A 10000-nucleotide genomic window follows, 5' to 3' on the forward strand; every position below is an offset into this window, starting at 1 on the left:
GTATAATCTCAATCCATCCATAAACCATAAGGATATTACAATGAAAATAGTTAAAAAGAGGGATTTCATGTTAATTTTCAGTAAAAGTACCTCTCTTCCCTCTTTCATTATAGAGATGATGAGGATGACTATTATCACTCCAATACTTAAGCTTATACCGAATATAATATTTTTCTTAAGGTTCTTCATATGGTATTATTATAATAGATTATAAAATTTCCCAAATAGGAGGTGAAAGCCATGATTACTATTTCTGTCATTGGGGCGGGTAACGGGGGACAGGCGCTTGCCGCATATTTTGCCATGAAGGGCTTTGATGTAAGTCTTTACAATAGAAGTGAATGGAGAATAGCACCTATTATTTCTACAAGAAAGATAAAGGTTGAGGATACAGATTTTAAAGGTACATTTGAGATTGCCTTTGCTACAACAGACATAAAGAAAGCTATACAGGGAAGGAAACTTCTAATGGTAGTTCTTCCAGCCTTTGCCCATAGACCTATTGCTGAGAGGATGGCTCCGTATGTTGAGGATGGTCAAATAATTGTCTTAAATCCTGGGAGGACTGGTGGAGCTTTGGAGTTTAGAAGCGTATTTAAAAGACTTGGAGTTAAGAAGGATGTGATAATAGCAGAGGCTCAGACTTTTGTATTTGCATCCCGTATGTCCAATCCAGGAGTGGTTAAGATATTTAAGATGAAAAATGCTGTTCCTGTTGCTGCTCTTCCAGCAAAGAGGAATCCTGAACTTAAAGAGGTTTTAAATAAAGTTCTCCCAGAGTTTGAAATTGCACCAAATGTTCTTTACACGAGTTTCAACAACATAGGAGCAGTTTTCCATCCTGCATCTCTCATTCTTAATGCTGCAAGAATTGAATCCACAGCAGGTAAATTTGAATTCTATCTTGAGGGAATAACTCCTTCTGTGGCAAAGGTTCTTGAGGCAGTTGACAGAGAGAGATGCGATGTAATGGGGAGGTTTGGTATAGAGCCTCTTACCGCCTTAAGATGGCTCCAGTATGCCTATGATGTTGTGGGAAGTAATTTATATGAAGCTATACACAACAACTCTGGGTATCAGGGTATAATGGCGCCACCGAGCATACAGAACAGATACATTCTTGAGGATGTTCCAATGAGTCTCGTTCCCATTGCCTCCTTTGGTAGAGAATTGGGGATAAAGACACCCACAATAAATTCAGTTATTCAACTTGCCAACATTATGATGGGGAGGGATTTCTGTAAAGAGGGAAGAACTGTTGAGAATCTTGGTCTTAAAGGTAAGAAGGTTAAGGAAATTATAAGGATTGTGGAGGAGGGTGATGAGTAAGAAGATTCTTGGAGCAGAGATTGGAAGTGATATACATGTGGCAGGACTACTTAACTTCCTTGAGCTTGCGAAAAAGGAGGGGTATAGAGTTATATATCTTGGGGGGGCAGTTCCTATTGATAAATTAATAGGTGCCATAATTGAAACAAAACCAAACATAGTATCCATAGGATACAGGCTTGGAAAGGAACCTTTAAAGAAACTACTTGAAGAATTTATAAAAAAGCTAAAGGAGATAGACACAGAAAATATAAAGTTCGTTTTTGGTGGCACAATAGAGACAGGAAAAGTTGCAAGAGAGTATCCTTTATTTGAAAAGGTGTTTGATGGAACTGAAGAGATAGAAGATGTTGTTCAGTTTCTTAGAGGAGGAAAAGTTCCTGTTAAAGAGGAGGATTTTCCTCAAACTCTGCCTGAGAGGATAGAGTTTAAATCACCATATCCACTGATAAGGCACCACATAGGTCTTCCAACCCTTGAGGAAACCATAGAGGAGATTAAAAAACTTTCGGAGAGTAAACTTCTTGACATAATATCCATTGCCCCAGATCAGAACTGCCAGAGTTACTTCTTTGAACCAGAGAAAATGGATCCAAAGCAGGATGGTGCTGGTGGAGCCCCCATAAGAAGTGTTGAGGATTTTAGGAAACTTTTTGAGGCATCAAGAAGAGGGAATTACCCCCTCATGCGCTGCTATGCAGGTACAAGGAATCTTGTAAAGTTTGCAAAGATTTTGAAAGAGACAATTAACAATGCATGGGCAGCAATTCCAATTTTCTGGTATTCTGACCTTGATAAAAGATCAGATAGGCCTCTTCTCTCAGCAATAAAGGAGAATATGGAGGCGATAAGGTGGAATGCAGAGAATTCTGTACCAGTTGAGGTGAATGATTCACATCAGTGGGAACTTAGGAATGCCCACGATGCCTTAGCTGTTTTTGATGCCTATCTTGTTGCCTACATAGCCAAAAAACTTGGTGTTAAGTGGTATGTTCAGCAGTATATGTTAAATACTCCTCCAAACCTTTCTCCTAAGATGGATATCGCAAAGATGCTTGCAAAGATTGAGCTTGTTGAATCTCTTAAAGATGAGAATTTTATTCCTTATAGAATGATAAGAACAGGACTTCTCTCCTTCCCTGCCGATCCCTTTAGAGCTATGGGGCAACTTGTCTCCTCCATGTTCTATGGTTCATATCTTGAGCCTCACATAATTCATGTTGTCTCCTATTGTGAGGCAATAAAAAGAGCAACGAGCAAGGAGATAATAGAGAGCGTGAAGATGGTGAAGAGGGCAAATATCCTGGCAAAGTCTGGTTTACCCGATTTCAGAGAGGATCCAGAGGTTGATAGAAGGGTAAAAGAACTTAAAGAGGAAGCCATGGTGATAAAGGAGGCAGTGGAGGAATTGGGAAAAGGTAAAAAGGATCCCTTGCTTGATCCAGAGGTGCTTTTTGCTGCAGTTAAAACAGGGATAATGGATGCACCGGGCCTTGTGGGATTCTCTGTGGCAAAGGGAGAGGTTATAACTCAGGTTATAAATGGCGCTAACTTCGCAGTGGATGAAGACGGAAATATTCTAACTGAAAAGGAAAGAATAAGGAGGCTAAAATGGATGTAAGAAAGGTTGGGGTTGTGCATGACAAAGTTTTAACAAAGAACAAGGAAAAAATGGTTGAAGCTGTAAAGGATGCTCTATCTGAGGAATACGATGTTAGTTTGATTCCCTTTGATGAAGATTTCATGAGGAATGTTAAAGATGTTGATTTTGTCTTCAACCTTGCTACCTCCGGAGGGAGAGATACAAGACAGGTCCATGTCCCAGCTATACTTGATCTTATGAATATTCCATATACAGGATCCAGTGCCTTTTCACATTCCTTGTGTCTTGATAAGAGTATAACAAAGATGGTGATTTCTCATTATGGGGTAAATACTGCAAAATTTTTTGTTGTGAGGGAAGGTGAGGATATTCCTGAAACTTTTTCAGCTTCCTTCCCACTCATTGTAAAACCTGTTAGAGAGGGGAGCGCCCTTGGATTAACAAAGGATTCTGTAGTTTATGATAGAGAGTCCTTAAAAAGACAGGTTAAGAAAATCCATGAAGAATTCAATGAGCCTGCGCTTGTAGAGGAGTTTATTGATGGAACAGAAGTTACCCTTGGTATAATAGGTAACGGCAAAGATGCTCAGGTTCTTCCTTTGCTTGAAATAGATTTTTCAGCTCTTCCAGATGGAATGGAAAAGTTTTATTCCTACAGAGTTAAGAATGAGCTTGACAGAGAGCTTAAGTACTACTGTCCAGCAAGATTATCCAAGGATGTATACAAGAAAGTGGAGGAGGCAGGGAAACTTGCCTTTTATGCCCTTGGGCTGAGAGACTATGCAAGAATGGATATAAGAATTAAGGGTGATGATTACTTCATTCTTGAAGTAAACTCTCTTCCCCTTCTTGTTCCAGACTACTCTGATATTTTAAAAATGGCTGAGAAGTCTGGTTTCTCATATAACGAATTTGTATTAAAAATATTGGAAGTAGCAAAGAAAAGATACATGTAACGGAGAGAAAGAATGTATGTGTATTTAAACAATGCAGCAACAACAAGAGTGGATGGAAGAGTGTTATACAGGTTCAGCAGGTTCTTCAGAAACCTGTATGAGAATCCCATGACCTCCTTCTATTCTCCAGGTGCAAAGGAAGTGGAAGCTGAAATTGAGAAGGCAAGGAAGGAGGTAGCTGATCTAATAAATGCTTCAAGGAAAGAGATATACTTTACCTCAGGAGGAACTGAATCTGACAATTGGGCTATAAAAGGTGTCTGTTTGGCAAATTGGGAGAGGAAAGGAGAAATAATATCAACCCCCATTGAGCATAAAGCGGTTCTCTCTTCTCTTGAAACTGTTAGAAAGTGGGGTTTTAGTGTCAAGTTTTTACATGTGGATAGGTTTGGGATGGTTGATCCTGATGAAGTAAGAAAGCTCATTACTGGTAAGACTATACTAATTTCTGTTATGCACGCAAACAATGAGATAGGCACCATAGAACCTATAAAAGAGATTGGAGAGATAGCAAGGGAGAAGGAAGTTATTTTTCACACAGATGCTGTTCAGACAGCTGCACACATACCCATTGATGTTGAAGAGATGAATGTTGATTTACTTTCAATGTCTGCCCACAAATTTTATGGACCAAAGGGTATCGGTGCTCTGTATATAAGGGAGGGAGTTAAAATTGAACCTTTTATGGATGGTGGACATCAGGAGAGAGGTTTTCGTGCTGGAACTCACAATGTTCCTGGGATAATCGGGATGGGTGAAGCTGCAAAGATTGGTCTATCTGAAATGGACAAAGAGATGAGGGAGGTTTTGGAGTTAAAGAACTATATTCTTGAAAGGTTTGAAAAGATAGAAGGAATTTATATAAATGGTCATCCTGAGAAAAGACTTCCAGGAAATATTAATATTTCAATGGAAGGTGTTAAGGCGGAGAAAATGCTTCTTTATCTTGGACTTAATGGAATAATTGTTTCTGCTGGTCCTGCATGTAGTGCCAAGAAAAAGACTCCCTCTCATGTGTTAAAAGCTATAGGGATTCCAGAGGACCTTTACTTTAGCACAATAAGAATCTCCCTTGGAAAGTTTAATACCTTTGAAGAGATTGAGTATTTCTTAGATGTATTTGAGGCGGGGATAAGAGAATTTAGAAATAAAAAATAAAGGGAGGAGATTCTCCTCCCTTTAAAAATCTCATTTTACCTTTTATGGTGCAACATTTCCAAAATTCTGTGCAAGGAGGAGAAGGTCTTCTGTATCTACCTTTCCATCACCATTAAAATCACATTTTTCGTTCCAGTTTGGATCACCTTCCTCTGAACCAAAAGCTTGAGCAAAAATCATTAAATCACTGGAATCTACTTTCCCATCTTCATTTATGTCACCCATAAGAAGTGTTATTTTAATAACTTTTTCAGAAAGGAGGAAGTTCATTGGCCTATTTTCGCTATCGTATCCTGTGAATCTTGTAAGTGAAATTTTTACTCCTCCATCCTTTAGAGCTTTAAACCTTACTCTAAATACAACACCTTCTCCAGAAACACCTTTTCCAGCATCTCTTTCAACTGTCACCTTCAACTTACCATTTTCTTTATCTATCTCTGGAGTTACTGTCACATTTACTTCTCCTTGTTTAAGGAAGTCTCCAGGTGTAACTTCTACCACCTCAAGATATTCAGGATCAAAATCAAGTTCTGCTATTACTCTCTTCAGATCAACAGCGGCTTTGGCAAGAACATCAATAGTAAATTCTGTATTTTTGGGCACGCTATCTCTTCCAGTAAGTTTCACTGCGGGGAATGCAACTCCCTCCACTGTAAAGTAGCCGGTTTTGGCTCCCTCTTCTACAAGTTTCAATTGGTCTCCACTCTGGATTGTTACTGAGTAAATTTTGTATTGATAACGCCCATTATCAAGGAAGAAGTTTCCATCTATGTCTCTTCCATCCCATACAAACTCATACTCACCTGTCATTAGAACTTTGTGATATATGCTCTTAAGGGCTGTCTTACCTTTTTCATCGAGAATATCTATTATCACTCCGGTAACTCTACTTCTATAAGATTCTTCATGGAAAAGTCCTTTCTCTCCGAGACTTAACTTAAAATGGAAAGTCATTGTATCATCTACACCATCACCATTTGGAGAGAATTTCCTTGGAGTTATAGAAACATCTTCAAGAACTTTCTTCGGTGGTTTTGGAAGTCCTTTTTGAATAACTATTGGAACATGTAGGGTTCTATCCTCTGTTTTGAAGTAAACTATCCCTTCATAGTAATTGTCTGGTAGTTTATCATCTATACTGTATGTGAAGGGCACTGTGGTAGTTTCACCTGGCTTAACAGTGAATGTTTTTTCCTCATCCATATAAGAGAGAGTGATGCCTTCTACCATTGAAATTACTTCAGATGATACAGAGAAAGTGATATCCTTATCTGATACATTCTTTACCTCAAAGGTGATTCCCTCTTCCTTATCGGATAGAGCAGATTTTTCTGGTTTAAGCAAAAGATCAAAGGGTTTTATAAGGAGTGGAGTTGTTGCAGCAGCATACACATCTACTCTTCCAGCTCCCTGATCTGTCCAAGAGAAGGGAAGTTTGTTGTTTGGATTTTCTAATATAAAGGCATTGTTCATTAGAGAGGTTTTAATATCCTCTGGTGTCCAGTCTGGATGAAGTTGTTTAATAAGAACAGTTGCGCCTGTTGTGAATGGAGTTGCCCCTGATGTTCCACCAAATCCATAGGTATATTTACCTTCAGGTGCTGTTGTAAATGTGTTTGTTCCTGGTGCTGAAATTTCTGGTTTAAACACTCCATCAGGTGTTGGTCCTTGGGAGGAGAAATCAGCTATTAGGTGGTTGGGTCTGTATTTTCTGGAGAAAGAGACTTTGAGTGGAGCACCACTCTCAAGCAGAGATTTAAGTAGTTTTCCGTCCTCTTCCATTATAAATACTGCCGGTTTCAACTCTACTCCAGGATGGTTGTCAAGACCCAGTTCCATGGTTATTAAAGGTCCTGGAGCACAATTATAGACCACAATTCCTTCAGCTCCATGTGAGAGGGCATTGAAATACTTGGTTTCAAAGAGAAGGGCGTCCTCAGGATAAAGCGGTCCCCTCTTTATTAGGGCAAGTTTTCCAGTAAGGTCCTTCCCTTTAAAATCTTTTTCCCTTCCATATCCACATTCGACAAGTTCATACTCTTTACCTTCCTCAAATTCAGGAACTCCATCACCATAAGTAAATGGAATAAATCTATCCTCAAATCCAGCAGGTGATACAATATTCACACTCCCGCCACCTTCATCACTTGCTGCAACAGAGATAGCTTTCTTTGCACTTCCCGGAGCTGAAATGGGCCAGCGAAGTTCCTTACTTCTTATACCTTCATTTCCTGCGGCAGCTACCACGATTAATCCCAAATCCACTGCATTGTTCATGGCATCAAGTTCTGGAGTTCCTTCACTCTCTCCCTCAGGACTTCCAAGAGAGAGATTAACTGCAGTGCATCCATCCTTCAATGCCTGCTCAACTGCTGCAATAATATCATCTTCGCTTGCTCCTCCCTGGTTGGAGAATACTTTATAGGCATAGAGAAGGGCATCAGGTGCCATTCCTTTCACTTTCCCATTTCCTGCAGCAATTCCAGCAACTGCTGTTCCATGTCCCTGCTCAGGTGGATCCATTGGATCATCATCATCGTCTGCAAAGTCGTATCCCCCAACAACCTTATCATTTGGAAAGCCTGGTCCTCCAAGGTCTGGATGATTGTAATCTATTCCTGTATCTATTATCCCTATCTTCATACCCTTTCCAGTTACAGGAAGACCATTCCCATCTTTCATCTCCCAAACTTCTGGAGCTCTAAGCAAGGGAACAAAAAGATCTGTAGCTGGTTTAAATGTCTTTGCTATAAAGACATTCTTAACTCCAGGAACTCTTTTTAAGTTTTCAATCTGATCTTTATCTACCTCTGCACCCACACCATTGTAAGCGAGGAAGTAATCCCATCTCTTTTTAATATAGATTCCCCTGCTGATAGCCTCTGAGAGAATGTTTTCATGTTCTTTTCTAAGAGTATTGATGTATGTTTCTTTTGTAAAAGTAGACATGGGAAAAACTTTGTGAGATTTCAGATACTCTGCATAAGATGGTTTCTCAAACTGAATTATAACCCTTATCTTCTCACCACTTGAAGCTCTAACTCCCAAAAATGGTAAAGCTGTAAGGATTAAGATTAACACTAATAAAAAGGTTAAAATTTTTTTCATTTCAGCTCACTCCTTTCTTTGATTTTTGTAAAATTTAAAAATTCTCACCTCCTTTCAAGGTTTTATAATCAGATTATAAATTTGCTATACTAATAATAATACAAAACCTAACGGAGGAAAAGATGCTTGACATAAAATTTATAAGAAAGAATCCAGAGGTTGTGAGGGAAGCGATAAAGAAGAGAGGATACAGTGATGAGAATCTTGATAAATTTTTGGAGCTTGATAGGGAGAGATTGAGAATAATAAGAGAGGTTGAAGAACTCAAGCATGAACTCAACATAAAATCAAAGGAGATTGGAAGACTCAAAAGTAAAGGTGGGGATGTAGAGGATTTACTAAAGGAATCAAAAAAACTCTCAGACAGGATAGATGATCTGGATAAAAAATTAAAGGAGGTTGAAAGAGAGCTTATAGATTTAGCTTTAACTATACCGAATATCCCTCATGAGTCTGTTCCTGTTGGTCTTGATGATAAGGCAAATGTTGAGATTAGAAGATGGGGAAAACCAAGAGAGTTTGATTTTGAACCACTCCCTCATTGGGAAATAGGAAAGATCCTTGACATTCTTGATCAGGAGAGGGCAAGTAAGCTTTCTGGTTCAAGGTTTTCTCTGTATAAAGGTCTTGGGGCATCCCTTGAGAGAGCACTTATAAACTTCATGCTGGATCTCCATGTTAAGGAGCATGGATACACTGAAGTTTTCCCTCCTTTCCTTGTGAGAAGTGATATCATGCTTGGAACTGGACAGCTTCCAAAATTTGGAGATGATATGTACAAGGTTGAAGGAGAGGACCTTTGGCTTATTCCCACGGCAGAGGTTCCTCTAACCAATCTTCACAAGGGAGAGATCTTATCTGAGGATGAACTTCCAAAGTATTACACTGCCTATACAGCATGTTTTAGAAAAGAGGCAGGAGCTGCTGGAAAGGATACAAGAGGGCTTATAAGGGTTCATCAGTTCAATAAAGTGGAGATGGTTAAGATAGTTAAACCAGAGAATTCTTATAAGGAACTTGAGAAACTTGTATCAGAGGCAGAGGAAGTGTTAAAGAGGCTTGAACTTCCATATAGAGTTGTTCTTCTTTCCACCGGGGATATGTCAGGTTTTTCAGCTTCAAAGACCTATGATATAGAGGTGTGGATGCCATCCTACAATAGATATGTGGAGATTTCTTCCTGCTCCAACTGCACAGATTTTCAGGCAAGGAGAATGAACACAAGGTTTAGAAGAAAGGAGAGTGGAAGATTAGAATTTGTCCATACTTTAAATGGCTCTGGTGTTGCTATTGGAAGAACAACTGCTGCAATTCTTGAGAATTATCAGGATGCCAACAGAAGTGTGAGAATCCCACAGGCGCTTGTTCCTTATATAGGAGTTGAGAGAATTGAGAGACCTCTTGACAGTTTGTAATTTTTTGTTAAAATGATTATCCCTGAAAAGTTGAAGTTTGACAATTGAGTTTTTCCGATTTACTTGACAAAGTAACTTTTTTTGTTAAACTTAAAAATTGCTTGACAACCTCACAATTTTTGATAAAATTTCTTTGGAAAAAGAGATTTGCACCTTGAAAACTAAGCAGTATCTGTGCCTTGCGAACCTAAGCTAAATTAACTCTTTATAGGATGAAACCTATGTGAGTTTCACCTTGGAGAGTTTGATCTTGGCTCAGGACGAACGCTGGCGGCGTGCCTAATGCATGCAAGTCGAGCGGCAGCAGGCCTCTATCTTCGGATAGAGGTGCTGGCGAGCGGCGAACGGGTGAGTAACACGTGGGTAACCTCCCCCGAGGAAGGGGATACCCCACCGAAAGGTGGATCAATACCCTATACCCTCCAGAGAGG

At 39.4% G+C, this 10000-nt stretch carries 7 protein-coding genes and 1 rRNA gene (1 of these 8 cut by a window edge); 7 read left to right on the forward strand and 1 reads right to left on the reverse strand.

Features of this window, described 5'->3' with window-relative positions:
* The 5 genes from J7J33_00315 to J7J33_00335 all read left to right on the forward strand — a co-directional run.
* A partial coding sequence (locus J7J33_00315) for a hypothetical protein (GenBank protein ID MCD6167743.1) occupies positions 1 to 214 on the forward strand: 214 nt, incomplete at its 5' end.
* A gap of 29 nt (positions 215 to 243) precedes the next feature.
* A complete protein-coding gene (locus J7J33_00320; protein ID MCD6167744.1) occupies positions 244 to 1329 on the forward strand; it encodes an NAD/NADP octopine/nopaline dehydrogenase family protein in 1086 nt (361 codons plus the stop codon).
* Positions 1322 to 2950 carry a cobalamin-dependent protein gene (locus J7J33_00325; GenBank protein MCD6167745.1) on the forward strand — a complete coding sequence of 543 codons (1629 nt, stop codon included), beginning with the start codon at positions 1322 to 1324 and terminating at the stop codon, positions 2948 to 2950. Before J7J33_00320 ends, J7J33_00325 begins: the two co-directional genes overlap by 8 nt.
* Positions 2941 to 3888, forward strand: a complete 948-nt coding sequence (locus tag J7J33_00330; protein ID MCD6167746.1) for a D-alanine--D-alanine ligase — start codon at positions 2941 to 2943, stop codon at positions 3886 to 3888. Before J7J33_00325 ends, J7J33_00330 begins: the two co-directional genes overlap by 10 nt.
* Before the next feature lie 12 nt (positions 3889 to 3900).
* Positions 3901 to 5046: a cysteine desulfurase gene (locus tag J7J33_00335; protein ID MCD6167747.1), complete on the forward strand. Its 1146-nt coding sequence runs from the start codon at positions 3901 to 3903 to the stop codon at positions 5044 to 5046.
* A 42-nt stretch (positions 5047 to 5088) separates the two neighbouring features.
* Here J7J33_00335 and J7J33_00340 read toward each other — a convergent pair whose 3' ends face one another.
* Positions 5089 to 8154 (reverse strand): S8 family serine peptidase, encoded by a 3066-nt coding sequence (locus J7J33_00340; protein MCD6167748.1) that lies wholly within the window; start codon positions 8152 to 8154, stop codon positions 5089 to 5091.
* A 122-nt stretch (positions 8155 to 8276) separates the two neighbouring features.
* Here J7J33_00340 and serS point away from each other — a divergent pair, with 122 nt between their 5' ends.
* Positions 8277 to 9569 carry a serine--tRNA ligase gene (gene serS, locus J7J33_00345; GenBank protein ID MCD6167749.1) on the forward strand — a complete coding sequence of 431 codons (1293 nt, stop codon included), beginning with the start codon at positions 8277 to 8279 and terminating at the stop codon, positions 9567 to 9569.
* Between the two features lie 232 nt (positions 9570 to 9801).
* A 16S ribosomal RNA gene (locus J7J33_00350) occupies positions 9802 to 10000 on the forward strand (it continues 1383 nt past the right edge of the window).

The organism is Caldisericia bacterium, assembly GCA_021158845.1.
Lineage (GTDB): Bacteria > Caldisericota > Caldisericia > B22-G15 > B22-G15 > B22-G15.

Coding starts and splice junctions, on each gene's coding strand:
- J7J33_00325 (MCD6167745.1), top strand. CDS start 1,322: ATGAGTAAGAAGATTCTTGGAGCAGAGATTGGAAGTGATATACATGTG.
- J7J33_00330 (MCD6167746.1), top strand. CDS start 2,941: ATGGATGTAAGAAAGGTTGGGGTTGTGCATGACAAAGTTTTAACAAAG.
- J7J33_00335 (MCD6167747.1), top strand. CDS start 3,901: ATGTATGTGTATTTAAACAATGCAGCAACAACAAGAGTGGATGGAAGA.
- J7J33_00340 (MCD6167748.1), bottom strand. CDS start 8,154: ATGAAAAAAATTTTAACCTTTTTATTAGTGTTAATCTTAATCCTTACA.
- serS (MCD6167749.1), top strand. CDS start 8,277: ATGCTTGACATAAAATTTATAAGAAAGAATCCAGAGGTTGTGAGGGAA.